This is a genomic window from Streptomyces sp. NPDC002076 (assembly GCF_053593835.1).
Window position 1 is genome coordinate 619,470 of sequence record NZ_JBSFDI010000001.1, and the last position, 25,299, is coordinate 644,768.

Annotated in this window: 37 protein-coding genes and 1 pseudogene; 7 read left to right on the forward strand and 31 right to left on the reverse strand. The window is 67.1% G+C overall.

Going from position 1 to position 25,299, the window contains the following annotated elements:
* Positions 1 to 48: 48 nt before the first annotated feature.
* The 23 genes from ACWCQS_RS02860 to rpsJ form a co-directional block, all read right to left on the reverse strand.
* Entirely contained in the window at positions 49 to 711 is a 663-nt protein-coding gene (locus ACWCQS_RS02860; RefSeq protein ID WP_388619636.1) for an adenylate kinase, read from the reverse strand.
* Positions 711 to 2,024, reverse strand: a complete 1,314-nt coding sequence (secY, locus tag ACWCQS_RS02865) for a preprotein translocase subunit SecY (RefSeq protein WP_388619634.1) — start codon at positions 2,022 to 2,024, stop codon at positions 711 to 713. Before secY ends, ACWCQS_RS02860 begins: the two co-directional genes overlap by 1 nt.
* Before the next feature lie 243 nt (positions 2,025 to 2,267).
* Positions 2,268 to 2,723, reverse strand: coding sequence for a 50S ribosomal protein L15 (rplO, locus tag ACWCQS_RS02870; protein ID WP_030745257.1), 456 nt, complete (start codon positions 2,721 to 2,723; stop codon positions 2,268 to 2,270).
* A gap of 2 nt (positions 2,724 to 2,725) precedes the next feature.
* Positions 2,726 to 2,908, reverse strand: a complete 183-nt coding sequence (gene rpmD, locus ACWCQS_RS02875; RefSeq protein WP_003998814.1) for a 50S ribosomal protein L30 — start codon at positions 2,906 to 2,908, stop codon at positions 2,726 to 2,728.
* A 2-nt stretch (positions 2,909 to 2,910) separates the two neighbouring features.
* Positions 2,911 to 3,516: a 30S ribosomal protein S5 gene (gene rpsE / locus ACWCQS_RS02880; protein WP_009190144.1), complete on the reverse strand. Its 606-nt coding sequence runs from the start codon at positions 3,514 to 3,516 to the stop codon at positions 2,911 to 2,913.
* Between the two features lie 37 nt (positions 3,517 to 3,553).
* Entirely contained in the window at positions 3,554 to 3,937 is a 384-nt protein-coding gene (rplR, locus tag ACWCQS_RS02885; protein WP_450982730.1) for a 50S ribosomal protein L18, read from the reverse strand.
* 3 nt (positions 3,938 to 3,940) lie between these two features.
* The gene (rplF, locus tag ACWCQS_RS02890; protein ID WP_388619630.1) at positions 3,941 to 4,480 is read right to left on the reverse strand and encodes a 50S ribosomal protein L6; all 540 of its coding nucleotides are present in this window, start codon (positions 4,478 to 4,480) and stop codon (positions 3,941 to 3,943) included.
* Between the two features lie 24 nt (positions 4,481 to 4,504).
* Positions 4,505 to 4,903: a 30S ribosomal protein S8 gene (gene rpsH, locus ACWCQS_RS02895; RefSeq protein ID WP_004984520.1), complete on the reverse strand. Its 399-nt coding sequence runs from the start codon at positions 4,901 to 4,903 to the stop codon at positions 4,505 to 4,507.
* 213 nt (positions 4,904 to 5,116) lie between these two features.
* Positions 5,117 to 5,302: a type Z 30S ribosomal protein S14 gene (locus ACWCQS_RS02900; protein ID WP_003948630.1), complete on the reverse strand. Its 186-nt coding sequence runs from the start codon at positions 5,300 to 5,302 to the stop codon at positions 5,117 to 5,119.
* Positions 5,303 to 5,307: 5 nt separating this feature from the next.
* Positions 5,308 to 5,865 carry a 50S ribosomal protein L5 gene (gene rplE / locus ACWCQS_RS02905; protein WP_061920719.1) on the reverse strand — a complete coding sequence of 186 codons (558 nt, stop codon included), beginning with the start codon at positions 5,863 to 5,865 and terminating at the stop codon, positions 5,308 to 5,310.
* Positions 5,865 to 6,188, reverse strand: coding sequence for a 50S ribosomal protein L24 (gene rplX, locus ACWCQS_RS02910; RefSeq protein WP_350962687.1), 324 nt, complete (start codon positions 6,186 to 6,188; stop codon positions 5,865 to 5,867). The genes rplE and rplX overlap by 1 nt, the downstream gene beginning before the upstream one ends.
* A gap of 2 nt (positions 6,189 to 6,190) precedes the next feature.
* Positions 6,191 to 6,559 carry a 50S ribosomal protein L14 gene (rplN, locus tag ACWCQS_RS02915; RefSeq protein ID WP_003998823.1) on the reverse strand — a complete coding sequence of 123 codons (369 nt, stop codon included), beginning with the start codon at positions 6,557 to 6,559 and terminating at the stop codon, positions 6,191 to 6,193.
* 100 nt (positions 6,560 to 6,659) lie between these two features.
* The gene (rpsQ, locus tag ACWCQS_RS02920) at positions 6,660 to 6,947 is read right to left on the reverse strand and encodes a 30S ribosomal protein S17 (protein WP_055706472.1); all 288 of its coding nucleotides are present in this window, start codon (positions 6,945 to 6,947) and stop codon (positions 6,660 to 6,662) included.
* Positions 6,947 to 7,171, reverse strand: coding sequence for a 50S ribosomal protein L29 (gene rpmC / locus ACWCQS_RS02925; protein ID WP_007494763.1), 225 nt, complete (start codon positions 7,169 to 7,171; stop codon positions 6,947 to 6,949). The genes rpsQ and rpmC overlap by 1 nt, the downstream gene beginning before the upstream one ends.
* A complete protein-coding gene (gene rplP, locus ACWCQS_RS02930; RefSeq protein WP_009190136.1) occupies positions 7,171 to 7,590 on the reverse strand; it encodes a 50S ribosomal protein L16 in 420 nt (139 codons plus the stop codon). The genes rpmC and rplP overlap by 1 nt, the downstream gene beginning before the upstream one ends.
* A gap of 5 nt (positions 7,591 to 7,595) precedes the next feature.
* The gene (rpsC, locus tag ACWCQS_RS02935; RefSeq protein WP_055706471.1) at positions 7,596 to 8,414 is read right to left on the reverse strand and encodes a 30S ribosomal protein S3; all 819 of its coding nucleotides are present in this window, start codon (positions 8,412 to 8,414) and stop codon (positions 7,596 to 7,598) included.
* Positions 8,414 to 8,761, reverse strand: a complete 348-nt coding sequence (rplV, locus tag ACWCQS_RS02940; protein ID WP_351143382.1) for a 50S ribosomal protein L22 — start codon at positions 8,759 to 8,761, stop codon at positions 8,414 to 8,416. The genes rpsC and rplV overlap by 1 nt, the downstream gene beginning before the upstream one ends.
* A gap of 45 nt (positions 8,762 to 8,806) precedes the next feature.
* Positions 8,807 to 9,088, reverse strand: coding sequence for a 30S ribosomal protein S19 (rpsS, locus tag ACWCQS_RS02945; RefSeq protein WP_009190133.1), 282 nt, complete (start codon positions 9,086 to 9,088; stop codon positions 8,807 to 8,809).
* Positions 9,089 to 9,100: 12 nt separating this feature from the next.
* Positions 9,101 to 9,937, reverse strand: a complete 837-nt coding sequence (gene rplB, locus ACWCQS_RS02950; RefSeq protein WP_070026315.1) for a 50S ribosomal protein L2 — start codon at positions 9,935 to 9,937, stop codon at positions 9,101 to 9,103.
* A 38-nt stretch (positions 9,938 to 9,975) separates the two neighbouring features.
* Positions 9,976 to 10,395 carry a 50S ribosomal protein L23 gene (rplW, locus tag ACWCQS_RS02955; RefSeq protein WP_103812796.1) on the reverse strand — a complete coding sequence of 140 codons (420 nt, stop codon included), beginning with the start codon at positions 10,393 to 10,395 and terminating at the stop codon, positions 9,976 to 9,978.
* Positions 10,395 to 11,048 (reverse strand): 50S ribosomal protein L4, encoded by a 654-nt coding sequence (gene rplD / locus ACWCQS_RS02960; RefSeq protein WP_103812795.1) that lies wholly within the window; start codon positions 11,046 to 11,048, stop codon positions 10,395 to 10,397. Before rplD ends, rplW begins: the two co-directional genes overlap by 1 nt.
* Positions 11,049 to 11,056: 8 nt before the next feature.
* Entirely contained in the window at positions 11,057 to 11,701 is a 645-nt protein-coding gene (gene rplC / locus ACWCQS_RS02965) for a 50S ribosomal protein L3 (protein WP_014674369.1), read from the reverse strand.
* 16 nt (positions 11,702 to 11,717) lie between these two features.
* Positions 11,718 to 12,026: a 30S ribosomal protein S10 gene (rpsJ, locus tag ACWCQS_RS02970; protein WP_003948644.1), complete on the reverse strand. Its 309-nt coding sequence runs from the start codon at positions 12,024 to 12,026 to the stop codon at positions 11,718 to 11,720.
* A gap of 562 nt (positions 12,027 to 12,588) precedes the next feature.
* On the opposite strand from rpsJ, the gene ACWCQS_RS02975 reads away from it, so the two are divergent.
* The 4 genes from ACWCQS_RS02975 to ACWCQS_RS02990 are packed head-to-tail and all read left to right on the forward strand — an operon-like array spanning position 12,589 to position 15,629.
* Positions 12,589 to 12,894, forward strand: coding sequence for a hypothetical protein (locus tag ACWCQS_RS02975; protein ID WP_451002802.1), 306 nt, complete (start codon positions 12,589 to 12,591; stop codon positions 12,892 to 12,894).
* Positions 12,891 to 13,640, forward strand: coding sequence for a hypothetical protein (locus ACWCQS_RS02980; protein WP_451002803.1), 750 nt, complete (start codon positions 12,891 to 12,893; stop codon positions 13,638 to 13,640). The genes ACWCQS_RS02975 and ACWCQS_RS02980 overlap by 4 nt, the downstream gene beginning before the upstream one ends.
* Positions 13,641 to 13,662: 22 nt before the next feature.
* The gene (locus tag ACWCQS_RS02985) at positions 13,663 to 15,090 is read left to right on the forward strand and encodes a putative T7SS-secreted protein (protein WP_451002804.1); all 1,428 of its coding nucleotides are present in this window, start codon (positions 13,663 to 13,665) and stop codon (positions 15,088 to 15,090) included.
* Complete coding sequence (locus ACWCQS_RS02990) at positions 15,090 to 15,629, forward strand: hypothetical protein (protein WP_451002805.1); 540 nt, start codon at positions 15,090 to 15,092, stop codon at positions 15,627 to 15,629. The genes ACWCQS_RS02985 and ACWCQS_RS02990 overlap by 1 nt, the downstream gene beginning before the upstream one ends.
* A gap of 86 nt (positions 15,630 to 15,715) precedes the next feature.
* Here ACWCQS_RS02990 and ACWCQS_RS02995 read toward each other — a convergent pair whose 3' ends face one another.
* The 6 genes from ACWCQS_RS02995 to ACWCQS_RS03020 form a co-directional block, all read right to left on the reverse strand.
* Positions 15,716 to 16,180 (reverse strand): hypothetical protein, encoded by a 465-nt coding sequence (locus tag ACWCQS_RS02995; protein ID WP_451002806.1) that lies wholly within the window; start codon positions 16,178 to 16,180, stop codon positions 15,716 to 15,718.
* Between the two features lie 50 nt (positions 16,181 to 16,230).
* Positions 16,231 to 16,731 carry a hypothetical protein gene (locus tag ACWCQS_RS03000; protein WP_451002807.1) on the reverse strand — a complete coding sequence of 167 codons (501 nt, stop codon included), beginning with the start codon at positions 16,729 to 16,731 and terminating at the stop codon, positions 16,231 to 16,233.
* Between the two features lie 28 nt (positions 16,732 to 16,759).
* Complete coding sequence (locus tag ACWCQS_RS03005; RefSeq protein ID WP_451002808.1) at positions 16,760 to 18,064, reverse strand: hypothetical protein; 1,305 nt, start codon at positions 18,062 to 18,064, stop codon at positions 16,760 to 16,762.
* 38 nt (positions 18,065 to 18,102) lie between these two features.
* Positions 18,103 to 18,468, reverse strand: a complete 366-nt coding sequence (locus ACWCQS_RS03010) for a hypothetical protein (protein ID WP_451002809.1) — start codon at positions 18,466 to 18,468, stop codon at positions 18,103 to 18,105.
* A 155-nt stretch (positions 18,469 to 18,623) separates the two neighbouring features.
* Complete coding sequence (locus tag ACWCQS_RS03015) at positions 18,624 to 18,821, reverse strand: DUF397 domain-containing protein (protein ID WP_451002810.1); 198 nt, start codon at positions 18,819 to 18,821, stop codon at positions 18,624 to 18,626.
* Positions 18,818 to 19,705, reverse strand: coding sequence for a helix-turn-helix domain-containing protein (locus tag ACWCQS_RS03020; protein WP_451002811.1), 888 nt, complete (start codon positions 19,703 to 19,705; stop codon positions 18,818 to 18,820). The genes ACWCQS_RS03015 and ACWCQS_RS03020 overlap by 4 nt, the downstream gene beginning before the upstream one ends.
* 137 nt (positions 19,706 to 19,842) lie before the next feature.
* On the opposite strand from ACWCQS_RS03020, the pseudogene ACWCQS_RS03025 reads away from it, so the two are divergent.
* Both ACWCQS_RS03025 and ACWCQS_RS03030 read left to right on the forward strand, forming a co-directional pair.
* Positions 19,843 to 20,384: pseudogene (locus ACWCQS_RS03025) on the forward strand (ATP-binding protein).
* On the forward strand, positions 20,381 to 20,740 hold the full coding sequence (locus ACWCQS_RS03030) for a hypothetical protein (RefSeq protein ID WP_451002812.1): 360 nt from the start codon (positions 20,381 to 20,383) through the stop codon (positions 20,738 to 20,740). The pseudogene ACWCQS_RS03025 and the gene ACWCQS_RS03030 overlap by 4 nt, the downstream one beginning before the upstream one ends.
* Positions 20,741 to 20,883: 143 nt before the next feature.
* Here ACWCQS_RS03030 and ACWCQS_RS03035 read toward each other — a convergent pair whose 3' ends face one another.
* A complete protein-coding gene (locus ACWCQS_RS03035) occupies positions 20,884 to 21,564 on the reverse strand; it encodes a serine/arginine repetitive matrix protein 2 (RefSeq protein ID WP_451002813.1) in 681 nt (226 codons plus the stop codon).
* 178 nt (positions 21,565 to 21,742) lie between these two features.
* Between ACWCQS_RS03035 and ACWCQS_RS03040 the strand changes: the two genes are divergently transcribed.
* Complete coding sequence (locus ACWCQS_RS03040) at positions 21,743 to 23,773, forward strand: glycosyltransferase family 4 protein (protein WP_451002814.1); 2,031 nt, start codon at positions 21,743 to 21,745, stop codon at positions 23,771 to 23,773.
* Between the two features lie 263 nt (positions 23,774 to 24,036).
* On the opposite strand, the gene tuf is transcribed toward ACWCQS_RS03040, so the two are convergent.
* On the reverse strand, positions 24,037 to 25,230 hold the full coding sequence (gene tuf, locus ACWCQS_RS03045) for an elongation factor Tu (protein WP_351618223.1): 1,194 nt from the start codon (positions 25,228 to 25,230) through the stop codon (positions 24,037 to 24,039).
* Between the last annotated feature and the right edge of the window lie 69 nt (positions 25,231 to 25,299).

Here is a 25,299-nt window from a genome sequence, read left to right on the forward strand (position 1 = left end):
TACGGCCGCGGCACCCGGGAGGGCGCCGCGGCCGTAAGAGCCGGGATCTTAGCTCTCGGCCTTCTCGCGCTTGAGGGCCTCCAGGGCCCGCTGCGTGATCTCGTCCACGGGACCCAGGGCGGAGATCGTCACGACCAGGCCCTGCGCCTTGTAGTAGTCGATGATCGGCTCGGTCTGCGTGTGGTAGACCTCCAGCCGCTTGCGAACGGTGTCCTCGGAGTCGTCGTCGCGCTGGTACAGCTCACCGCCGCAGACGTCGCACACGCCCTCCTTCTTCGGCGGGCTGTACGTCACGTGGAAGACGTGCGCGGACTCGTTGCGGCAGACACGCCGGCCGGCGATCCGCTTGACGACCTCGTCCTCCGGGACCTCCAGGTCCAGGACCGCGTCCAGCTTGATGCCCTCGGTCTCCAGGAGCTGGTCCAGCGCCTCGGCCTGCGACACATTGCGCGGGAAGCCGTCCAGCAGGAAGCCCTTCTCGGCGTCCGGCTGCTCCATGCGGTCCTTGGCCATGGCGATGGTGACCTCGTCGGGGACGAGGTTGCCGGCGTCCATGTAGGACTTCGCGAGCTTGCCCAGCTCGGTCTGCTGGCTGATGTTGGCCCGGAACAGGTCGCCCGTGGAGATGTGCGGGATGGCCAGCTTCTCAGCGAGGCGGACGGCTTGCGTTCCTTTACCGGCACCCGGCGGCCCGACGAGGACGATACGCATCAGCGGAGGAACCCTTCGTAATTGCGCTGCTGGAGCTGGCTCTCGATCTGCTTCACCGTCTCGAGACCGACACCCACGATGATCAGGATGCTGGTTCCGCCGAACGGGAAGTTGTTCGTCGCCCCGAACCCGACCAACGCCATTGTTGGCACGAGAGCAATCAGACCCAGATACAGCGAACCCGGCCAGGTGATCCGGTTGAGCACGTAGCTGAGGTACTCAGCGGTCGGTCGGCCAGCCCGGATGCCCGGGATGAAGCCACCATACTTCTTCATGTTGTCGGCGACTTCCTCGGGGTTGAAGGAGATCGCCACGTAGAAGAACGCGAAGAAAACGATGAGCAAGAAGTACAGAGTGATGTAAATCGGGTGGTCGCCCTTGGTCAGGTTGTTCTGGACCCAGTTCTTCCAGCCCGAGTTGCCCCCCGCGAACTGCGCCACGAGCGCCGGGATGTAGAGCAGCGAGGAGGCGAAGATGACCGGAATCACACCCGCCTGGTTCACCTTGAGCGGGATGTACGTGGACGTACCACCGTAGGAACGACGGCCGATCATGCGCTTCGCGTACTGCACCGGGATGCGGCGCTGGGCCTGCTCGACGAAGACGACGAGCCCGACCATGACCAGGCCGACCAGGATGACGGTGCCGAACTCGATCCAGCCGCCGGCCAGGGTGCCCTGCTTCTTGATGGCCCACAGCGCGGACGGGAAGGTCGCGGCGATCGAGATGAACATCAGGATCGACATGCCGTTGCCGATGCCGCGGTCGGTGATCAGCTCACCGAGCCACATCACGACGCAGGTACCGGCGGTCATGCAGACGACCATCGTGATGGTCGTGAAGATCGCCTGGTCCGGGACGATGCTTGCGGCGACCGAGCAGCCGTTGAACAGCCGGCCGGTGCGGGCGGTGGCGACCAGGCCGGTGCCCTGCAGGATGGCGAGCGCCACCGTCAGGTACCGGGTGTACTGCGTGATCTTCGCCGTACCGGCCTGGCCCTCCTTCTTGAGGGCTTCCAGGCGCGGGATGACCACGGTCAGCAGCTGAAGGATGATGCTGGCCGTGATGTAGGGCATGATGCCGAGCGCGAAGACCGTGATCTGCAGCAGCGCACCGCCGCTGAACATGTTCACGAGGCCGAACAGTCCCTGGTTGGCCCCGGCCTCGGTCACACACTGCTGGACGGCCTTGTAGTTGACGCCGGGGATCGGGATGTGGGTACCGACCCGGTAGACCACGATGATGGCCAGCGTGAAGAGCAGCTTCTTGCGCAGGTCGGGCGTCCTGAACGCCCGGGCGAACGCGGTGAGCACGGTGCCTCCTGCGACCCCCGCGCAACTGCGTCAAGGGTGACGGTCTTGAGGTTCGACGGATACAGACGAATAGCTAACGGTCAACTGCCGCTCAGGGTGCCCCATGGGAGCAGCCAGAAAAAGTAGGCAGTGCTGGCCACCTTACCGGCGAGAGCACCGCCCTTGGAACGACCAACCGGGGATACCCCTTTTGTGGAGTATCCCCGGTCGGGATCGTTCACGTCATCGAGGGACCTGAGAAACTCAGACCAGCTCGGTGACCGTACCGCCGGCGGCGGTGATCTTCTCCTTGGCGGAGCCGGAGACGGCGTCGACCGTCACCTGCAGCGCCACCGAGACCTCGCCCTGGCCGAGGACCTTGACGAGGCTGTTCTTGCGAACGGCACCCTTGGCCACCAGACCCTCGACGGTGACCTCGCCACCCTCGGGGTAGAGCGCGGCCAGCTTGTCGAGGTTCACGACCTGGTACTCGGTCTTGAACGGGTTCTTGAAGCCCTTCAGCTTCGGGAGGCGCATGTGCAGCGGCATCTGGCCACCCTCGAAGCGCTCCGGAACCTGGTAGCGGGCCTTGGTGCCCTTGGTACCACGACCGGCCGTCTTACCCTTCGACGCCTCACCACGACCGACACGGGTCTTGGCGGTCTTGGCGCCCGGGGCGGGACGGAGGTTGTGGATCTTCAGCGGGTTCTGCTCCGCCATGATCAGTCGACCTCCTCGACCGTCACGAGGTGGCGGACGGTGTGCACCATGCCGCGGAACTCGGGGCGGTCCTCCTTGACGACCACGGTGTTGATCCCCTTGAGACCAAGCGACCGCAGGGTGTCACGGTGGTTCTGCTTGCTGCCGATGTAGGACTTGACCTGCGTGATCTTGAGCTGCGCCATGATTACGCACCCGCCCCGGCACGCGCACGAAGCAGAGCCGCGGGAGCGACGTCCTCGAGCGGCAGACCACGGCGAGCCGCGATCTCCTCGGGACGCTGCAGACCCTTCAGGGCCTCCACGGTCGCGTGCACGATGTTGATGGCGTTGTCGGAGCCGAGCGACTTCGACAGCACGTCGTGGATACCGGCGCACTCGAGCACGGCACGCACCGGACCACCGGCGATAACACCGGTACCCGGGGAGGCGGGCTTGAGCAGCACGACGCCGGCAGCCTTCTCACCCTGGATGGGGTGGGGGATGGTGCCCTGGATCCGGGGGACCTTGAAGAAGTGCTTCTTGGCCTCCTCAACGCCCTTGGCGATGGCGGCCGGCACCTCCTTGGCCTTGCCGTATCCGACACCCACGGTGCCGTCACCGTCGCCCACCACGACCAGCGCGGTGAAGCTGAAGCGACGACCACCCTTCACAACCTTGGCGACGCGGTTGATCGCGACGACGCGCTCAACGTACGCGGTCTTCTCGGCGGCAGCAGCGCCGCCGTCACGGCCCTTCCGGTCCCGCCGCTCGCCGCCACCGGCACCGCCACCGCGGCGCTGGGGTCCAGCCATTGGATTTACCTCTCTCTTTTCCGCTAGCTACGGCGGCTCAGAACCTGAGCCCGGCCTCGCGGGCGGCGTCCGCCAGGGCAGCGATGCGCCCGGCGTACTGGTTGCCACCACGGTCGAACACGACGGCCTCGACACCGGCGGCCTTGGCACGCTCGGCGACCAGGGCGCCGACCTGCTTGGCCTGCGCGGACTTGTCGGCCTCGCCACCACGGATCGACGCGTCCAGGGTGGACGCCGACGCCAGGGTGTGGCCCTTCAGGTCGTCGATCACCTGCGCCACGATGTGGCGGTTGGAGCGGGTCACGACCAGACGGGGGCGCTCCGCCGTACCGGCGATCCGCTTGCGGATCCGGATGTGACGGCGCTTGATCGCGGCGCGCTTGTAGGCGTCGCCCTTGAGGATCTTCTGCCCGTATGCCATGGCTTACTTACCCGCCTTTCCGACCTTGCGGCGGATGACTTCGCCCTCGTACTTGACGCCCTTGGCCTTGTACGGGTCGGGCTTGCGCAGCTTGCGGATGTTGGCCGCAACCTCGCCGACCTTCTGCTTGTCGATGCCCTCGACCGAGAAACGGGTCGGGGACTCCACCTTGAAGGTGATGCCCTCGGGGGCCTCGACGAGGATCGGGTGGCTGTAACCGAGAGCGAACTCCAGGTTCGAACCCTTGGCGGTCACTCGGTAACCGACACCGCTGATCTCGAGCTTCTTCACGTAACCCTGGGTCACGCCGGTGATCATGTTCGCCACCAGCGTGCGGGAGAGGCCGTGCAGGGCCTTGCTCTGACGCTCGTCGTTCGGGCGGGTCACCGACAGGGTGCCGTCCTCGCCCTTAGCGATGTCGATCGGAGCCGCGACGGTGTGGGACAGCGAGCCCTTGGGGCCCTTGACCGAGACCGTACGGCCGTCGATGGTGACGTCCACGCCGGCGGGAACCGCGATGGGGAGCTTGCCGATGCGCGACATAGCTGTTTCCTCCGTTCCCTTCTGCTACCAGACGTAGGCGAGGACTTCCCCACCCACGCCCTTCTTGCCGGCCTGCTTGTCGGTGAGGAGCCCGTGGGACGTGGAGATGATCGCCACGCCCAGGCCGCCGAGCACCTTCGGCAGGTTGGTGGACTTCGCGTACACCCGGAGACCGGGCTTGGAGATCCGCTTGATGCCCGCGATGGAGCGCTCACGGTTGGGGCCGAACTTCAGCTCCAGGACGAGGTTCTTGCCGACCTCGGCGTCCTCGACCTTCCAGCCCGTGATGAAGCCCTCCTGCTGGAGGATCTCCGCGATGTGCGACTTGATCTTCGAGTGCGGCATCGCCACGGAGTCGTGGTACGCCGAGTTCGCGTTCCGCAGACGCGTCAGCATGTCTGCGATCGGATCAGTCATGGTCATGAATTGGCCTTCGGCCTCTCTCGCCGGGGTTTCCTGGTGCGCCATCCCTCTCCCCGATCCGAGACGGGACGGGTGCGGCGCGGTGGACCTACGGCGTAGTAAGTCGTACGGGCGGCGACAGACGCCCAACCCCACAAGCCTAAGGCATGCGAGCTGGGCGTCTGACCGCCCTATCTACTTACCGAGAGCCTTGGTGTTCCCGATTTGCCGGGACTACCAGGAGCTCTTGGTCACGCCCGGCAGCTCGCCACGGTGAGCCATCTCACGAAGGCACACGCGGCACAGGCCGAACTTGCGGTACACGGAGTGCGGACGGCCGCAGCGCTGGCAGCGGGTGTAGCCACGCACACCGAACTTGGGCTTGCGAGCAGCCTTGGCAATCAGAGCCTTCTTCGCCATCTCGCTCACGCCTCCTTGAACGGGAAGCCGAGGTGACGAAGGAGCGCGCGGCCCTCAGCGTCGTTGGTCGCCGTGGTGACCACGGTGATGTCCATGCCCCGGGTACGGTCGATCTTGTCCTGGTCGATCTCGTGGAACATGACCTGCTCCGTGAGACCGAAGGTGTAGTTGCCACGGCCGTCGAACTGCTTGGGGGACAGGCCGCGGAAGTCGCGGATGCGCGGCAGCGCGAGCGACAGGGTGCGGTCCAGGAACTCCCACATGCGGTCGCCACGGAGCGTGACGTGGGCACCGATCGGCTGGCCCTCACGCAGCTTGAACTGCGCGATGGACTTGCGGGCCTTGGTGACGGCCGGCTTCTGACCGGTGATGGTGGTCAGGTCGCGGATCGCGCCTTCGATCAGCTTCGAGTCACGGGCGGCGTCGCCGACACCCATGTTGACCACGATCTTGACGAGGCCGGGAACCTGCATGACGTTCTCGTACTTGAACTCGTCACGCAGCTTGCCCGCGATCTCCTCGCGGTACTTCTGCTTCAGACGCGGAGTGGTGGTGGTAGCCATCAGATGTCCTCACCCGTCCGCTTGGCAACGCGGATCTTGTTGCCCTCTTCGTCGAAGCGGTAGCCGACACGCGTGACGACCTTCTTGCCGTCCTTCTCCACGACCAGCTGGACGTTGGAGACGTGGATCGGCGCCTCGGTGGTCACGATGCCGCCGGCCTGGGAACCGCGAGCGGTCGGACCGGCCTTGGTGTGCTTCTTGACCCGGTTGACACCCTCGACCAGGACACGGTCCTCGCGGGGGTAGGCCGCGATGACCTTGCCCTGCTTGCCCTTGTCCTTACCGGTGATGACCTGGACCAGGTCGCCCTTCTTGATCTTCATGCTTACAGCACCTCCGGCGCGAGCGAGATGATCTTCATGAACTTCTTCTCGCGCAGCTCACGGCCGACCGGGCCGAAGATGCGGGTGCCGCGAGGGTCGCCGTCGTTCTTCAGAATGACGGCGGCGTTCTCGTCGAAGCGGATGTACGAGCCGTCCGGACGGCGGCGCTCCTTGACGGTGCGAACGATGACCGCCTTGACGACGTCACCCTTCTTCACGTTGCCACCGGGGATCGCGTCCTTGACGGTGGCGACGATGACGTCACCGATGCCCGCGTAGCGGCGACCGGAGCCACCGAGCACACGGATGCAAAGGATCTCCTTCGCACCAGTGTTGTCGGCGACACGCAGTCGCGACTCCTGCTGGATCACGTCTATCTCCTGTTTGTCTGCCGGTTCCCGGCAGGGGCTTCAGTTACGAGAGCCCCTGCCGAGCCTGGCGGAACTGACCTGCGGGTTTGCCCCGCAGGAATTACTTGGCCTTCTCGAGGATCTCGACGACGCGCCAGCGCTTCGTCGCGGACAGCGGCCGGGTCTCCATGAGGAGGACGCGGTCGCCGACGCCCGCGGCGTTCTGCTCGTCGTGCGCCTTGAGCTTGTTGGTACGGCGGATGACCTTGCCGTACAGCGCGTGCTTGACGCGGTCCTCGACGGCGACGACGACGGTCTTGTCCATCTTGTCGCTGACGACGAGACCCTCACGGGTCTTGCGGAAACCGCGCGCCTCGGTGTTCTGCTCAGTCACGTTCTTCTCGCTCATCAGGCGTTCTCCACCGTCTCGATGCCGAGCTCACGCTCACGCATGAGGGTGTAGATCCGGGCGATGTCCTTGCGGACCGCCTTGAGACGGCCATGGTTCTCGAGCTGCCCCGTCGCCGCCTGGAAGCGGAGGTTGAACAGCTCTTCCTTGGCCTCGCGGAGCTTCGCCAGAAGCTCCTCGTTGCCCAGCTCGCGCAGCTCGGACGCCTTGGTACCGGCCGACATCACGCTTCACCTGCCTCGCGCTTGACGATCCGGCACTTCATCGGCAGCTTGTGGGCCGCACGGGTCAGCGCCTCACGGGCGATCTTCTCGTTGGGGTACGACAGCTCGAACATCACGCGTCCGGGCTTGACGTTGGCGATCCACCACTCCGGAGAACCCTTACCGGAACCCATGCGGGTCTCGGCCGGCTTCTTGGTGAGCGGACGGTCCGGGTAGATGTTGATCCAGACCTTGCCACCACGCTTGATGTGACGCGTCATGGCGATACGAGCGGCCTCGATCTGACGGTTCGTCACATACGCCGGGGTGAGCGCCTGGATGCCGTACTCGCCGAACGCAACCTGCGTGCCACCCTTGGACATACCGTTGCGCTTCGGGTGGTGCTGCTTGCGGTGCTTGACCCTACGGGGGATCAGCATGTCGGTCAGGCCTCCGTTCCGGTGCTCTCAGCCGGAGCGGCGGGGGCCTCGGCCTTGGGGGCCTCGGCACCGGCAGCCTGCTGCGGCTTGCGACCGCGCCGCTCGCCACCGCGGCCACCACGGGCCGGGCGGTCGGCGCCACCGCGGGCCGGGCGGTTACCCGCACGGGCGGCAGCGTTCTCGGCGCGGACCTCGGCGATGTTCTTGACGTCGCCCTTGTAGATCCAGACCTTCACACCGATGCGGCCGAAGGTCGTCTTGGCCTCGAAGAAGCCGTAGTCCACGTTCGCACGGAGCGTGTGCAGGGGCACACGGCCCTCGCGGTAGAACTCCGAGCGGGACATCTCGGCGCCGCCGAGACGGCCACCGCACTGGATCTTGATGCCCTTGGCGCCGGCCTTCATCGCCGACTGCATGCTCTTGCGCATGGCACGGCGGAAGGAGACGCGGGAGGACAGCTGCTCGGCGACGGCCTGGGCCACCAGCTGAGCGTCCGTCTCCGGGTTCTTGACCTCGAGGATGTTCAGCTGGACCTGCTTGCCGGTCAGCTTCTCCAGGTCACCGCGGATGCGGTCGGCCTCGGCGCCGCGGCGGCCGATGACGATGCCCGGGCGAGCGGTGTGGATGTCCACACGGACGCGGTCACGGGTGCGCTCGATCTCCACCTTCGAGATGCCGGCGCGCTCCATGCCGGACGTCATCATCCGACGGATGGCGACGTCTTCCTTGACGTAGTCCTTGTACAGCTTGTCGGCGTACCACCGGGACTTGAAGTCCGTGGTGACACCGAGCCGGAACCCATGCGGGTTAACCTTCTGGCCCATTACCGGGTTCCTTCCTTGCTGCTGACGACCACGGTGATGTGGCTGGTCCGCTTGCGGATCCGGTAGGCACGGCCCTGGGCACGCGGACGGAACCGCTTCAGGGTCGGGCCCTCGTCGACGAAGGCCTCGGAAACGAAGAGGCTGTCGACATCGGTGTGGTCGTAGTTGTGCGCGGCGTTGGCAATGGCGCTGTCGAGCACCTTGCCGACCGGTACCGAGGCTGCCTGCGGAGCGAATCGCAGAACAGCCTGGGCCTCCGTGGCGTCCATGCCACGGATGAGGTCCACCACACGGCGGGCCTTCATGGGCGTGACGCGGATGTACCGCGCCTGGGCCCTGGCTTCCATGGTTGTCCCTTCAGAGTTACTTACGTGTCTGAATGCGATCCGCTACTAGCGGCGCTTCGACTTCCGGTCTTCCTTGACGTGGCCCCGGAAGGTGCGGGTCGGCGAGAACTCGCCGAGCTTGTGGCCGACCATCGACTCGGTGACGAACACCGGGATGTGGGTCTTGCCGTTGTGCACCGCGATCGTGTGGCCGAGCATGGCCGGGACGATCATCGAGCGACGGGACCAGGTCTTGATGACGTTCTTGGTACCGGCTTCGTTCTGGACGTCCACCTTCTTGATCAGGTGGTCGTCGACGAAGGGTCCCTTCTTCAAGCTACGAGGCATCTCAACCCGTCCTTAGCGCTTCTTGTTCGTCTTGCGGCGGCGGACGATGTACTTGTTCGACGCCTTCTTGGGCGAACGAGTACGGCCTTCCTTCTTGCCCCACGGGGACACAGGGTGGCGACCACCGGAGGTCCGGCCCTCACCACCACCGTGCGGGTGGTCAACCGGGTTCATCACGACACCACGGACGGTCGGGCGGACGCCCAGCCACCGCTTACGGCCGGCCTTACCCCAGTTGATGTTGCTCTGCTCGGCGTTGCCGACCTCGCCGACGGTGGCGCGGCAGCGGACGTCGACCAGGCGGATCTCACCGGACGGCATGCGCAGGTGGGCCATGGAGCCCTCCTTCGCGAGCAGCTGCACGGAGGCACCGGCCGAGCGGGCGAACTTGGCGCCGCCGCCCGGACGCAGCTCGATGGCGTGCAGGGTCGTACCGACCGGGATGTTGCGCAGGGCGAGGTTGTTGCCCGGCTTGATGTCGGCCCCGGGACCGTTCTCGACGCGGTCGCCCTGGCTGAGGCCACGCGGCGCGAGGATGTAGCGCTTCTCGCCGTCCGCGTAGTGCAGGAGCGCGATGCGCGCGGTGCGGTTGGGGTCGTACTCGATGTGCGCGACCTTCGCCGGCACGCCGTCCTTGTCGTGACGACGGAAGTCGATCACGCGGTAGGCGCGCTTGTGTCCGCCACCCTGGTGGCGAACGGTCACACGACCGGCGTTGTTACGGCCGCCCTTGCTGTGCAGGGGGCGGACCAGCGACTTCTCCGGCGTGGACCGCGTGACCTCGACGAAGTCGGCAACGCTGGCGCCACGACGGCCCGGCGTAGTCGGCTTGTACTTGCGGATTCCCATTTCTCAGTCCTCGTCCGATATCGGACGATCCGACCCGCTTACGCGGTCGGACCGCCGAAGATGTCGATACGGTCGCCCTCGGCGAGGGTCACGATCGCGCGCTTGGTGCCCGCGCGCTGGCCGAAGCCGGTGCGGGTCCGCTTGCGCTTGCCCTGGCGGTTGATCGTGTTGACCCCGGTGACCTTGACGTCGAAGACCGCCTGGACGGCCTGCTTGATCTGGGTCTTGTTGGCGTTCGGGTCGACGATGAACGTGTACTTGTTCTCGTCGAGGAGCGCGTAGCTCTTCTCGGAGACGACCGGCTTCAGCAGGACGTCACGGGGGTCCGTGTACGACTTGCTCAGCGGGGTCTCGACGGTGTTCTTGCCCTCGGCGGCGTGACGGCGCGCCTTGGCGACGCGCGCGGCCTTGGCGGCCTTGGCGGCCTTCGAGGCGATAGCGGGGTGACGGATGGCCATCAGACCTCGCTCCCTTCGGTGTCGTTGGCCTTCGGGCCGGCGACGAAGGACTCGAAAGCGGCCTGGGTGAAGACCACGTCGTCCGAGACGAGAACGTCGTACGTGTTCAGCTGGCCCGGCTCCAGGATGTGGACCTGGGGCAGGTTGCGGGCGGACAGCCACGCGGCCTCGTCGGCGCGGTCGACGACCAGGAGCAGGTTCTTGCGCTCCGAGATCTTGCCGAACAGCGACTTGGCGGCCTTGGTGCTGGGGGTCTCGCCCTCGACCACGCCGGAGACGACGTGGATGCGGTTGTGACGCGCCCGGTCGGTGAGGGCACCGCGCAGGGCGGCGGCCTTCATCTTCTTCGGGGTGCGCTGCGAGTAGTCGCGCGGCACGGGACCGTGCACGACGCCACCACCGGCGAACTGCGGCGCGCGGGTCGAACCCTGGCGGGCGCGACCGGTGCCCTTCTGGCGGTACGGCTTCTTGCCACCACCACGGACTTCGCCACGGGTCTTGGTCTTGTGCGTGCCCTGACGGGCAGCGGCCAGCTGCGCGACGACGACCTGGTGGATCAGCGGAACGCTGACCTTGGCGTCGAAGATCTCCGCGGGGAGCTCGACGGAACCGGCCTTCTCGCCCGCCGGCGAAAGGATGTCAACAGTGCTCATCGGTTACCTCAGGCCCCCTTGGCCGCGGTGCGGACCAGGACGAGGCCGCCGTTCGGACCGGGAACCGCGCCCTTGATGAGCAGCAGACCCTTCTCCGCGTCAACGGCGTGGACGGTCAGGTTCTGGGTGGTGACCCGCTCGTTGCCCATGCGACCCGCCATGCGGAGGCCCTTGAACACGCGGCCCGGGGTGGCGCAGCCACCGATGGAACCGGGAGAGCGGTGCTTGCGCTGGGTGCCGTGTCCGGCGCCGAGGCCACGGAAGTTGTGGCGCTTCATGACACCGGCGAAGCCCTTGCCCTTGCTCTTGCCGGTCACGTCGACCTTCACACCGGCCTCGAACACCTCAGCGGTGATCTCCTGGCCGAGCGTGTACTCGGAGGCGTCCGCGGTGCGGATCTCGACGAGGTGACGACGGGGGGTGACGTCGGCCTTGGCGAAGTGGCCCTTGAGGGGCTTGTTCACCTTGCGCGGGTCGATCTCGCCGAAGGCGATCTGGACCGACTCGTAGCCGTCGACGTCGTTCGTACGAACCTGGGTGACGACGTTGGGGCCGGCCTTGACGACGGTGACCGGAACAACGCGGTTGTTCTCGTCCCACACCTGCGTCATGCCGAGCTTCTCGCCCAGGATGCCCTTGATCTGCTTAGCCATTCTCAGCCCACCAGCCTCAGAGCTTGATCTCGATGTCGACACCGGCCGGCAGGTCGAGTCGCATCAGAGAGTCAACGGTCTTGGGGGTCGGGTCGAGAATGTCGATCAGGCGCTTGTGCGTGCGCATCTCGAAGTGCTCGCGCGAGTCCTTGTACTTGTGCGGCGACTTGATGACGCAGTACACGTTCTTCTCAGTGGGCAGCGGCACCGGGCCCGCGACCGACGCACCAGTGCGGGTCACCGTCTCGACGATCTTCTTCGCCGAGGAGTCGATGACCTCGTGGTCGTAGGCCTTGAGCCGGATGCGGATCTTCTGTCCCGCCATGGCTACTCAGTAGTCCTGTCTCTCTTACGCTCTGGAACCCGGCGGATTCCTTACTGCTGCCGTCGTTTCTCCGACCCACGCGGTCGGGCGTGTCGCGCTCCCGCTGACATGGATGTCCCTTGTTCGAACATCCCTGCGGGAATGCGCACGGCCCTTCCGGAACCGCGGACCGGGGACCTCGGGCCCACCGGGCGCCTGGCCGGTGCCGCGCCCACACTTCCCGGAAGATTCCCGTACGTCCGCCCCAGTGCTGCCCGTGGGCAGTTAGGACGACGAGTACTGTGGGACTCGCTTCCGGTCCTCCCGGCGGGAGGCGCGCAGCATCAACACTCGACCGAGCAACTCGGACAGTCTGCCATATGCGGCGGTGCGGATGCCAATCGAGCCGGAGAGAATACCCCCGGGGTGACGTAGGTCAAACCGGCGGACCGGGCGGGGCGGGGTGTGGAGCCTTCGAGAACGTTCTGTGCCCGCCTTGTACTACGGAGCCAAGCGGTCCGCTTCGTGCGCCGGCCCCGTGAAAAGATCGCCGCCAAGAGATCTTTTCGGGGGTACGACGACGATGACTGGCTACTGCACGGTGGAGTTCGAGGCCCTGTCCCGGCTCGTCCAGGAGCTCAGCGAGTGCGCGGGCGCCATGCGGTCCGCCATGAAACAGCTGAAGGACATCGGCCCCGCGGGCGCCGGCTCCAAGGAGCTGGAGGAGGCCTGCGACGAGTTCCAGGACAAGTGGGGCTACGGCATCAAGCAGATCGCCAAGGCGACCGGGGGCATCACCGAGAAGGTCGCCGAGTCGGGCCGGCTCTATCAGGGCCTGGAGGACGAGGTCACCGCACTGGTGAGGTCCGTCAAGGTCGGTGAGCGGTGACTCCCGTACCGGAACCCACGGCCCCGGCCTTCCGCTTCCAGGTACAGCCCGAGTTCCATGAGGTGCCCCTGGGCATCGGCCAGGACGAGGACGCCTTCGAGGAGCATCTGCGGCAGTTCGCCCAGGACTACTGGGGGGAGCGGGAGGACCTGAAGCTGCTGCGCGAGCTGACCGCAGCGATGTACGGGGCGAACGCAGAGCTTCTCGTCGCGGGCGGCGCCGTCTACAACGCGCTCGGCATCTTCCCCGTCGGCGGCAGCCCGGACAGCACGCAACCCCCGGAGCGCATCAGCCGCGCCACCCTCACCGTCAGCGTCCGCGAGCTGGAGAACCCCGACCCGCACCTCACCGCGGCAGGCATCGCGGAGACTCTCGACAAGGCGGCCGGGAACGGCGCGGCGGGCGAGGTCCAGCCGATCTCCCTGCCTGCCGGGCCCGCGGTCGTGCACATCGCCGCCACCCGTGCGGTGTGGGAGCTGCCGAAGGGACCGGAGGAAGAAGCACCGGGCGGCGCCGAGCACGAGCAGTACTTCGTACGGATCGAGGTCTGGCTGCCGTTCCCCCAGGACGACCGGCTGCTGCTGCTCTGCCTGAGCACGCCCGACGTCCAGGACCTCCACCACTACCAGGCGGTCCTCGCCGACATCGCCCACACGATCACCTTCGCCGAGGACGCCGATGCCGGCGCGACCGCTTCCTCCGACCCGGCCGCCGTCCCCGTCACCTCCCCCTTCAGCTCCTACTGACCGCGTCGAGGAGACCAACCTCATGACCACCCCGACGTACGACGCGCTCGGCTTCGATCCCGCCCCAGGCGAGCTCGCCTCGGTGCACAACCTGGTCACCTCGCTCACCAACGTGACGAAGCAGCTGCACGACGCCCACGCGACGCTGACCCGGCTGGGCAAGGCGAACAGCGCCTGGGCGGGCGATGCCGCGACCGCCTTCGCCAAGAAGACCGGGTCCTTGCCGAAGTACCTGGCCACCGGGCACGACTCGCTCGTCGACGCCACGCACGCGCTACAGGGCTGGGAGACCAGCCTGCGGGAGTTCCAGACCCTGGCCGGACGCTACGAGCTGGAGGCCGAGCAGGCGCGCAAGACGCTGAAGGCCGCGCAGAACGACCCGGACCTGCAGCTCGCGGGCAAGACCTTCGACACCCAGGCCGAGGCGGACCGGGCGCAGCAGCGCCTGGACAGCGCGGCCAGGAGGGTCAACCAGGCCCGCGACGAGCTGGCCGCCATCATCAAGAAGGCCGAGACGCTCCTCACCCACCACGACGAGGCCGCGCGCGCCGCGGCGGCGGCGATCCGCAAGGCGGCCGAGGCCGCACCGGACGAGTCCCTGCTCCACAAACTCGGCGACCTGCTGTCCTCGATCGGCGACGAGATCAAGAGCCTCGCGAACGACCTCTGGCACTGGATCCAGAAGCACGCGGACACGATCTACAAGATCGGCGACTGGCTGAACATGGCGGCCGCCGTGTGCGACCTGCTGGCCATCGTCTTCTCCGAGACGATCATCGGCGCCGCCGTCTTCGAGGTCCTCGCCAGGGTTCTGAACGCCGGCGCACTCGCCTTCCACGGTGTCGGCTGGGCCGCCGGAGCGAAGAAGGGGTCATGGGCCGACATCGGCCTCGACCTCGCCGGATTCGTGCCATTCGGTGACCTCATCAAGGGTGGGAAGCTCGCTTGGCAGAGTTTCCGGGGTGTGGAGATAGCGGCCGACTCCTTCAAGGCGGCCGACCGGATCGCGGCGATTGCAGGGAAGGCGAAGGACGCGGAGGTCATCCTGGACCTCAAGAAGCCCCTCTTCGGCGCAGGAAAAGCCATGTACCGAGCCACCGCGGACACCTTCAAAGGTCGTTTCGCCATGGCCGCGGAACGCGTGTTCAACGACGCCACTCGCTACGAACGTCCGCTGACCAGCCCGGTGAAGTTCCTGGACCAGCACGTCGTCCCGAAGATCATCGATCACACTCCCCTGGGGAAGATTCCGGGTCTCGCCGATGCGGTGAAACTGGGGGAGAACGGCAAGACCTTCATCGATCCCACCTCATGGGTGTCGCGCGCCCCCGAGGTCGCCTACCGCGGATACAAGCTGTACGAGTCCGCGGAGACGGCCTTCTCCAACGAGGTGCACGGCAAGTACGAGAAGTACAAGGGCTTGATCGACCAGGGGCTGGGAGCACTGTGATGGCCACCGTCACGACGGGCTCGGACCGTGCATGGGGCGCCCGTCCGCCCAAGTCGGCCCTGCGCCTGTGGACCCGTTACTGCCTTCAGTGGGGGTGGGGGCCGCTGCTCTGGTTGCTCGTGCGGCTTCCCCTGATCGTGCTGGCTCTGCTCGACGTGGAGATCCCGCAGTCGGGCCGAGGGCCCATGGGGAAGCCTCGCTGGCGAAGGCGGATCTGGATCGACCGGGAGCGGCTGCGACTGGAACGCATCACCGAACCCCGCGAACAGGAGCGTGAACTCAGGCAGTTGCTGGCGGACCACCGGCTGAACTGCGTTCCCCCGCGCCCCGGAGCACCCGCGCCCCTCCCCTGCTCTGGCGGAATTCACCGGCTCGACATCGACGACAGCTACTACCGGCTGCTGGGCGCACGCCGCGCCTACGAGATCGCTCACGGCGAGTACGGCTGGCGCCTGGCCGAGAACGCCGAGAGGCACCTGCCGACCTGGCTGGAGCTGCGCTGCCCGGGGCCGGAAGAGCGCGCCCGGCGACCCCTGTGAACCACCCGGGTCGGCTACACCCCAGGCCTGTAGATCACGTCGTACGGCAGTTGGCCCGGGAGAGCCTCGGTGTACGCAGACTCCGATCAGAGGTGGCGTGTATGCACTCCGCGCCAGGCCCATCCCGCGCCGAGGACGGTTCCCTGCACGGGATTCCTCATCTCCGAACTGTCAAAGCGGAAACTCTCCGTCAGCTTGAAGCCGCCCTTGGCCCCCCGTTCGATCGTCCATCGGCGGGACATCTTCTTCACCGGTCCGCGGCGCCATGACGCCGACTCCGGCATTCTGAGTGATTCTCCGACCCATGTGATCTCGCGTTGCTCCTCGCTCACTCGAACTTCGTGGGATGCGGGGACGAGGCGCATCCGGATCCGATAGAGCCGGTCCATTTGGGATCTGGCGAAGAAGGTCCGCCAAGCCGGCTCAGCGACCCGGTATTCCGCCACCAGGTCAGCGCCCTCCTCTGGAGTGGCCAGGCGCACGACATACGGCGTGCCGGGTTGGTTGAGCCCGAGCAGCGCGGCCCAGAGCTCCTCGGCCGAACGCGTCATGACCTCCTTGCCGGGGTACCTCGTGTCCTCGGGTCTGCCGAAAAGGCCCATCAGGCAACATGTCCTTCGTCTTTCGGGCGTACCGCCCGCACGAACTCCTGGAAATCTCCCAGGAGGGCGTTGTGCTGCTCACCGGTAGTGGTCAGAGCGAATCTCACAACGGCACGCTCGGGCGGATCGGCGGTGTTCGGCAAGGACAGATAGACCTGGGACTGGACGAGGTCGTGGCGCGTGCCGTCGACGATCACTGAGAAGGCGAGGTTCTGCGTAAGCCCGGGAACGGCCGCGGAACCGACCTCGCGGCGGTCGGTCGTCACCACCGCCCCGACGAGTTCGCCCATGCGCCGCACCGAGGCGTCGGCGATCTCGGTCAGTGTGGCCGCGTCCGACCGGCGTTCGCCGTCCATGGTGATGTTGGCGGTGAATCCGTCATCCGCCTGCGACCAGAGCGCCACGAAGGCCACGTCCTCAGCGCCGACCTGGTCCGGTGCAGCCACGTGCCAGCCCGGTGGCAGTCGGTATTCCATCGACACCGGCAGGGTGTGGGGCATCTCGGCCTGTCCTTCCGCGGGAAACGAGTCAGAATACGCTGGTGATTCCGTGGATGGCCGAGCCGGCGACGTCGCCAGCCCTGTGGAGCCCATCCCCCACCGCATCGGCGGCACCTGACAGGGTTTGGGACACCTCCTTCGGATCGACGGTGACCTCGAAGCCCACATCGCCGCCAACGCCAGGACAGACCCCCGCCTCAGCGCCGAACGCCCACTTTCCGTCGTCCTGCTTACCGAGGGTCAATTTGGCCTCCGCCCCCTCGCCGGCCTCCCCGTCGGCCGTGAAGCCGGCGGTGACCCCGCCGGCCTCCACACCCCCGGCCACTCCGGCCTTGAACCCGGTGAACTCCTTGGCACTGAGAGTCAGGCCCTCCGGGCTGACCTTGGCCTTGGCTCCGGCCTCGAAACCGTAGAACGCGTTGGCCCGGCCGTAGGCGCCGACACCATCGTCCTGGATGGACCCCTTGAGCACGAGCCGCTCCGCTGCGGACATCTCAGCGCCGAGGGAGGCGGAGTTCTTCGTGAATGCGGCGTTCGCACTGACCCGGGCTCCCGCACTGAGGTCGGCTGACCCCGCCAGTTGCAAATCGCCGTGGGTCAGGGTTCCTTCCGACTTCACCTCGGCGAGAGTCAGATATGCCTTGGCGAAGAACTCGTAGCCATCGCCGGGGCCGGCGAAGGAAGTGCCGGCGTCGAAGGCGGTTGTGGTGGTCTTGCCGTGTGCGACCCATGCACCGGGCTTCTTGGCGTTGTATTTGTCGATGTCGCCCACGGCCTCGCCGTTGAATCCCCGACCGCCCGTGGCACTGCTCGAGTCGATCCCCACCTTGTCCAGCGCGACCTGCACGCTGACGTCGGCCTCACGGACGGCCTTCACGGCACTGTCGATCCGGTCCTGCCAGTCCTTTGCGACCGCCATGGAGACCAGGTCGTCGTGCTTGACTGGGCGGCCGAAGGGGTCTACCTGCCCCTTGTCGTCCCAGGAGACGATGCCCTGTTCCGAGACCTTCAGGCCCGCGTCGATGGCGTCCTGTCGTACGGTCAGAACCTCACCGACGAGCTTGGCTATTCTGGCCGCTGCTTCGCGTAACAGCGATGCGACCGCCTTGGCCTCCGTCTGCGCGTTACGGAACTCCTGGAGTGTGATCACGAAGCGCGCGTTGGCCGCGATGGCGGCCAGCCCGGCCGAGTTTTCGCCCATGGTGACGCTGTACACGTCCCGCTGGTACGCCTCTTCCTGTTCCTTGAACTTGCCTGCCATGCCTTCCCAGGCGGTGGCGGCGGTGGTGAGGCTGGACAGATCGACGTTTACGACATCGAAGTAGGACGGCATTTCTTCCCCCAAAGAAGCGCTGATCGCTGCGTCATGTGTCAGAACAGATCGAGCGGGGAGGAACGCCGGACTTCGGTGCCCACTCCGATGTCCATGGTGTGAATCGTGTTGCTGCCGGCGCGCAGTGCGTGGCTCTCCGAAGCCAGCCGTTCTCGCAGGTAGTCCGTCTGCTCCTGCCACTTCGCAAGGGCTTGCTTCAGACCCGTCGCGAGTTGCCAGGGCTCCTGGCCCGCTTCGAAAGCCTTGATGGTGAACGAACTGTCCCCGTCCGCGTAGGCCCCCGCTGCCTTCGTGTCCGGCTCGATGTGCTGATCAATGGCATTGGCCGCCGCCTGCTGCTCGGCAGGCGAGGAGGCCAGATCCGGCCGACTGTTCGTGGATCCAGCACCAGCGCTCTCGCCCATGTCCCGTACCCCCGTCAGGTTCCTGGCGTGTCCACTTCACGCTAGCAACCTCGTTTACTCAAGGGGGAGTTGAGCAGCACGTGACTGCCTGTCTTTGACACCACATGACACGCCGTTGGGTCAATTTTGATCGACAGCACGCAACCGCCACTACCTCAAGGGCGGGAGATCCCACCCGCGTACGGCAAGAAGTCGGCCCAGGCCTTCGGGGTGACGGCGAGCTGGGGGCCGGCGGTGTTCTTGGAGTCGCGGACGTGGATGGTGGTGGGGGTGAGGGCGACTTCGAGGCAGTCGTTGCCGTTACTGCTGTCGCTGTAGCTGCTTTTGAACCAGTGGAGTTCCGGGGTGCTCATAGTTCTCCCAGCGCTTGCTCGATGAAGACCAGAGACTCCTCTGGCGTGAGCGCCTGAGCCCGGATGATGCCATAGCGAAGGTCAAGGACCCGGAGCTGCCTCGGGTTCGAGACTGGACGGCCCGAGAAGTCACCGTCGGTACGGCCCATCCCCGTACCATCCGCGAACTTCAGCACTTGGATCCGGCCCCCCGTCCCAGGGTGGTTCGCGCGGGTGGTCGGCATCGCTTGAAGCTCCACGAACGGCAACCGGGCCACCTCCAGCATATGTTCGAGCTGTCGGCGCAACACCATTGTGTCCCCGACCGGGCGGCGCAGTGTCACCTCTTCCTGGACGAAGCTGAACTCGGGTGCGGGTGAGCGCTCGAAGACGGACTTCCGGGCGATGCGCGCAGCCACCATGCGCTCCAGCTGGTCCGGCGAGTAGGCCGGACGCCAGGTGTGAAGCAGCGCCCGTGCGTACTCCTCCGTCTGCAACAGGCCATGGATGTTGTGGTTGCTGTACAGCAGCATCTCCACCGCCCGCCCCTCCAGTTCCGCCAGCTCCCGCACCTTCTTCGGATACCGGGCCTTGCGCATGTCCTCCATGAAGGCCCTCAGATGCCCCTGCGCCTTCAGGATCTGGTCCGCCCTGTCCAGCAGCTCCGGCCGAGGGATCCGCGCCCCACGTTCGATCTTGCGGATCATGTCCTCGCCGTAACCAAGGGCCTCGGCCAACTCGGCCACGGTCAGACCGGCCGCCTCCCGACACACCCTCAGCAGGCGCCCCACGGCCTGCACTACCGGCTCGATCTCGTCCCCCGGCTCGACGTCCCAGCCCGCCTCGTCCACATCGTCACCCATCGGCTCGACGTCCCAGCCCGCCTCGTCCACATCGTCACCCATGGCCCCTCCTCCGACGCGCACTCGTACCCGTACAACGCGCGAGACAGCCGAGACAGCCGAGACAAAGCCGGGACGGTCACCGTACGTGCAGGCGTTGTCACTCATCCACGGAAGCACACTCGGCCACGCTGAGTGACATGAATCAAGAAACCGCCGAAGCCGCCGAGCCCCCGGCCGAACTCACCGGCGCCATCCCGAACTTCACGGTCCTCCTGTCCCCCACGCGTCGCGGCGCCCGCCTGGCCCGGCTCCTCGCCACCGAGCAACTCCGCACTTGGGGACTCCCGTTGGAGGCGGCGGCGCACATCGTGGCCGAGCTGGCGGCCAACGCCGCGACGCACGGCAGGGTGCCGGGGCGGAACTTCCGGCTCACGCTCTACGTCGTCGGCGACACGCTCCGGATCGAGGTGACCGACACGCGCGGTGACCGGCTGCCCAGGCTCCAATCCCCGTCCGCGGAGGGCGACTCGGGTCGGGGCTGGTACTCGTGGACGCGCTGGCCGACCGCTGGGGCGTCTCCACGGGCCGGGCTCCGCGCAAGACCGTATGGGCCGAGGTCACCCTCTCCGCACCGGAACCCGGGGCCTCGTGCTCCGGTGCCACGGCCGGTCCGCGCTCCCCTACCACAGTCATCCCCGACGACTACCCTGGCCAGTGCACTCCCGGGAGGGCTCCATGAGCACGCAGGCCGACCACGGACACGAGCTGGTACACGAGCTGGTTCCCCGCCCAAAACTGACTCCGGACGCTTTGCGGGCCGCCCTCGCCGTCGTCGACCCCGGGCGCCTGCCAGAGATGCAGCGGACGAAGGACGAGGTATTCGCCAAGGCCGTGGAGTGGCAGTCACTCAGCTCGGTGCGGAGCTGGGTCATGACCTGGGCCAGGGACATCGAGATCGCCCGCCGCCCGGACCTCGCCGCCCGCCATGCTCGAGCCAGAAACGACCTGGAACATGAAGACCCGGCCGTCGCCGGTGCAGCCCTGCGGGAGCTGAGCGCTGTCCTGAACGAGGCGATGAAGGCAGTACGCGATTGAGCGAGCGCGTCTACGTCCTGCAAATCACCTACCTGGGCCGGTGAGCCGGCGTTGGGCCGCTCTAGTTGAAAGGCCGTTCGCCCAGCCAAGCCGAAAACGAAGGAACCCCTGCTCATGAAGCAGGGGTTCCACTGGCCGCGACACTAGGACGGCGGCCCGGCCGGGGGCCATGGGGCGGGTCCGGAGGGGGGTGGGCCCCACTGCGGCGCCGGGGCCCACGCGGCGGCGAGGCGGCGGCGGTGACGACTGCGCCGAACGCCGGTGACGACGGCGATGGTCACGGTCGCGGCGGCCGCGGCGAGGAAGCAGCCGATCGCCGCGGCGATACTGCCGATCGTGGCCCCGACCTTGGGCTTGTCCCCGAGCGCGAACTCTGCCGGCAACTGCGACGTACAGGTCAGCGTGTAGTCGCCGGTGCTGTCGGGCTTCACCTCGAAGACGCGGTCCCAGGTGCGGGAACCGGCGGTGATGCGGAAAGTGCTGCTCGGTTGGGTCATCGACCCGGGTCGCATATCCGGGATCCGGCAGTCGACATGGCCCGGCCCGGACTGGGAGACGTAGATCGCCTTGGTCTTCCCCTGGACGAAGCCGAACGTCCGCGATTCGCCGCTGGAGAAACTGTGCGCGGTGTCGATCAAGCCCACGGTGTCCTTCACCGTCACCACGATGAAGGCGACGCCGGAACCCGCCAGGACGAGCCCCAGCAGCCCGGCCACCAGGTACCAGATGCGCCGGGGCCGCAGGTCCTTCGCCGGAATGTTCGGCGGCGGAGGCGGCGGGCCGCCGTAAGGCGGGCCCCACGGGTACGGGTTCTGTATCGCCACAGGGGCGCATGGTACGGCAATCGCCGCGGCCGGCCCCGTCTGGCTCATGTTCGTTCCGAGATCTCTAACCCCTTGTAAACGGTATGGAAAATGTGTGAATACTGTATGACTGCCCTGCGGACGGTCTGCACCCCACCAGTCGGCGGCTCCCACCCATGCCACAAAGCAGGAGAACTGCGTGAAGATCTCGTTCCTCATCCACAATGTGTATGGCCTGGGTGGGACAAACCGGACGACGATCAATCTCGCCTCGGCCCTGGCCGAGCGCCATGAGGTGGAGATCGTGTCGGTGTTCCAGAGCATCGACACACCGCTGTTCGCCGTGGACCCGCGGGTCAAGGTGACCAGCCTCATCGACACGCGTGAGGTCCCCGAGAAGGACCGGTCCGTACCGGCCCGGGTCTTCCCCGCCGCCGAGGCCCGCTACCACCAGTACAGCACGGTGACGGACGAGCGGGCCGCCGCCTACTTCCGCCGGAACAGCCCGGATGTGCTCATCGGGACGCGCCCCGGACTGAACGTGTACGTCGCACGCTTCGGCGGCGACCGGACGCTGCGCATCGGCCAGGAGCACATCACGCTCGCATCGCACTCGGAGGCTCTGCGTGGGGACCTGAAGAAGGCCTATGCACGCCTGAACGGATTCGTCACGGTCTCCGAGGCCGATGCGGCCAACTACCGCAGTGACATGGCCATTCCGGGGCTGCCGATCGTCTCCATACCCAACAGCGTCCCCGCGCCCTCGGTGTCCCCGGCCGACCCTGCCGCCAAGACGGTCGTCGCCGCGGGGCGGCTCGCGGTCATCAAGCGGTACGACCTGCTCGTACATGCCTTCGCGAAGGTCGCCGCCAAGCACCCCGACTGGCGCCTGCGGATCTACGGCGACGGCGGCCAGCGCGGGAAGTTGCGCTCCCTGATCAATGACCTCGGTCTGTACGACCGGGTCCATCTGATGGGACTCGCCTCGCCGATCGAGGCCGAGTGGGTCAAGGGCTCGATCGCCGCGGTGACCTCGGACAGCGAGTCCTTCGGCATGACCATCGTGGAAGCGATGCGCTGCGGAGTCCCGGTCGTGAGCACCGACTGCCCGCTCGGCCCGCGTGAGATCATCCGCGACGGCGAGGACGGCCTGCTGGTCAGGCCGGGAGACGTCGACTCCATCGCCGAGGGCCTGCTGCGGTTGATCGACGACGACACCGCGCGGGCCGCCATGGGTGCCGCGGCCCGCCGCAACGCCGAGCGGTTCGACCCCGCCGCGATCGCCGTGCGCTACGAGGAGCTGTTCCGTGAGCTCGGTGCCGACCGCTCCACCGCCGCGCCCGTCCGCACCCCGCTGTGGAGCCGCCTGCTGCGCACCCGCGCGGGCCGGGCGGCCGCGCCGCAGCCGCCCGTGTCGCCGGCACCGGCTCCGATGAGCGGGTCCGTCCATGCCGACGCGGACGGTTCGCTGCGCGTGGTGCCGGCGCCCACCGCGCCGGTCGACGAGGGCGAGCTGCTGCTGATCAGGCGCGGCGGCGAGGACCGTACGACCCTGCGCGTGCCGCTCGTCCGCGACGCCGGCGGCCGGCTCTCGGCTCCCGTCGAGCGCACGCTGCCCCTGGGGAACGCGGTGTGGGACCTGTGGATCGCTCCGGCGAAGGGCCCGCGCAAGCGGCTGCGCAGCGAGCTGCTCGACCTGCGGGGCCTGATGGACTTCCGGCCCGAGCCGCAGCTCTCCCCGGTGCGGGCACTGCTGCCGTACGCGACCGTGGACGGGTTCGTCGCGCTGAGCACCCGTGAGGCCGACGTGCACGCCGAGGTGCAGGGCATCGACATCGACGGCGGCGAGATCGGCGTGACGGTGCGTCTGTTCGGGACCGACGCCGCCGCCGAGGGCGTCGAGTTGCGCCACCGCGGCCGCGCCGACGCCCCGGTCCTGGAGCCGTCCTGGCACCGCGACCGGGACGGGCTGCTGCACGCCCGCGTCAGCTGCGCGGACGTCGCCCGGCACCACCACGACGAGCAGGACCTGTGGGACCTGTCGGTCCGCGTCGCCGGCCGGACCGAACCGGTGCGCGTCGGCGGCTGGTTCGGTGACGTCAAGGACCGCAAGAAGGTGTACGTGTACCCCGTCACGGTGTTCGAGGAAACCCCGCGCGGACGCGCCCGGGTACGGCCGTACTACACGGTCGACAACGACCTGTCCGTCAACGCCGTCGACCTGCCGTAGCGGCCCCGGCCGGGGTCCCGGGCCGGGCGGCGCGGGACCCCGGCCCCCGCAGGGCAGGCCCGGTACCTCGGGCCGGCGCTCGACACGCAGATCACCATCGGCCGGGGCTACAGCCTCCAGGTGTACGTGTGCGAGGCGTCCTACGGCCACCCGCCGGTGCAGAACATGCAGTGACCGCCCGTCAGGAACGCGAAGAGGCCCGTACGACCGGAGTCGTACGGGCCTCTCCTTTGGTCAGTCAGTGACCCTCAAGCAAGCGGAACTTACTTGACGATCTTGGTGACCTGGCCGGCGCCCACGGTGCGGCCACCCTCGCGGATGGCGAACTTCAGGCCCTCCTCCATGGCGACGGGCTGGATGAGGTCCACCTTCATCTCGGTGTTGTCACCCGGCATGACCATCTCGGTGCCCTCGGGGAGGGTCACCACGCCGGTCACGTCCGTCGTACGGAAGTAGAACTGCGGGCGGTAGTTGTTGAAGAACGGCGTGTGGCGGCCACCCTCGTCCTTGGACAGGATGTAGGCCTGGGCCTCGAACTCGGTGTGCGGGGTGACCGAGCCCGGCTTGATGATGACCTGGCCGCGCTCGACGTCCTCGCGCTTGATGCCGCGGAGCAGCAGACCGACGTTCTCACCGGCCTGGCCCTCGTCGAGCAGCTTGCGGAACATCTCGATGCCGGTGACCGTGGTGGAGGTCTTCTCCGGCTTGATGCCGATGATGTCGACGGTCTCGTTGACCTTCAGGACACCACGCTCGATACGGCCGGTGACGACCGTACCGCGACCGGTGATCGTGAAGACGTCCTCGATCGGCATGAGGAACGGCTTGTCGACGTCGCGCTCCGGCTGCGGGATCGACTCGTCGACGGCGGCCATCAGGTTGAGGACGGAGTCCACCCACTCCTTCTCGCCCTCGAGGGCCTTGAGAGCGGAGACCTTGACGACCGGAACGTCGTCGCCGGGGAACTCGTACTCGGAGAGGAGCTCACGGACCTCGAGCTCGACGAGCTCCAGGATCTCCTCGTCGTCCACCATGTCGGCCTTGTTCAGGGCGACGACGATGTACGGAACGCCGACCTGGCGGGCCAGGAGCACGTGCTCCTTGGTCTGCGGCATCGGGCCGTCGGTGGCGGCGACCACGAGGATGGCGCCGTCCATCTGCGCCGCACCCGTGATCATGTTCTTGATGTAGTCCGCGTGACCCGGGCAGTCGACGTGGGCGTAGTGACGCGCCTCGGTCTGGTACTCGACGTGCGCGATGGAGATGGTGATACCGCGCTGGCGCTCCTCGGGCGCCTTGTCGATGTTGTCGAACGGGGTGGCCTCGTTCAGGTCCGGGTACGCGTCGTGCAGCACCTTGGTAATGGCGGCCGTGAGGGTCGTCTTACCGTGGTCGATGTGACCGATGGTGCCGATGTTGACGTGCGGCTTAGTCCGCTCGAACTTCGCCTTCGCCACTGGGGTCCTCCTGTGGAGTGGTTCTGTACGCCTTACTTCATCGGCGCCAGGTGATCTTTGCTGTAAAGG